Origin of the sequence: Rhodococcus sp. 1R11, assembly GCF_004563845.1 — a bacterium.
Lineage (GTDB): Bacteria > Actinomycetota > Actinomycetes > Mycobacteriales > Mycobacteriaceae > Rhodococcoides.
This window is the reverse complement of sequence record NZ_SPNG01000036.1, coordinates 1-572: the sequence shown is the minus strand read 5'-3', so window position 1 is coordinate 572 and position 572 is coordinate 1. Positions and strand designations below refer to the sequence as shown.

The window sequence follows — 572 nt, the reverse complement described above, 5'->3', positions numbered from 1 at the left end:
ATCACCCGAACCGCGATCTCACCACGATTGGCAACAAGAACCTTGGAAATCTTCTTATGGGAGGTAGAGGTGGTCATCTGTGCGAAGTCCTTCACTGGCCGAATCGGGCATTGACGAAAAGAGCTGGGGCACTGGCGAGTCCGTAACGATGCATATCTTCCGGGCGACCCCACAGATCGATCGGGGCCGGCACGTCCTCGGCCACCGACGACTGCGCGGCAGTCAGAACCGCGACGACAGCAGCAATCTCGGAGTCCGTCGGACTTCCGCGAAACGACCAACTGGCAGACGCGGCAGCATGATTCGCTTCGCTCACTGCGTCATGATTCGCTTCGTTCATAGTGGGATGTTTCCGTGTTTCTTCGGGGGCAGGGTCACTTGTTTGCGTTCGAGCAGACGCAACGCGGTCACGATCTGCCCGCGGGTGTGACTGGGCGGGATGACGGCATCGAGGTACCCGCGTTCGGCAGCGACGTACGGATTGACCAACGTGTCCTCGTACTGCTGCTGCAACTCGAGCCGCAACGCATCGACGTCCTCACCGTTCTTCGCGGCCTCGAGCAACTGCTTGC

At 60.0% G+C, this 572-nt stretch carries 2 protein-coding genes; both read right to left on the bottom strand.

Annotated elements, in window-relative coordinates; all coding sequences use genetic code 11:
- Positions 1 to 91 precede the first annotated feature (91 nt).
- Positions 92 to 316, bottom strand: coding sequence for an acyl-CoA carboxylase epsilon subunit (locus E4P29_RS25785; protein WP_245154502.1), 225 nt, complete (start codon positions 314 to 316; stop codon positions 92 to 94).
- A 20-nt stretch (positions 317 to 336) separates the two neighbouring features.
- Positions 337 to 572, bottom strand: a 236-nt coding sequence (locus E4P29_RS25780; protein WP_280634557.1) for a carboxyl transferase domain-containing protein, incomplete at its 5' end; no start/stop codon positions are given.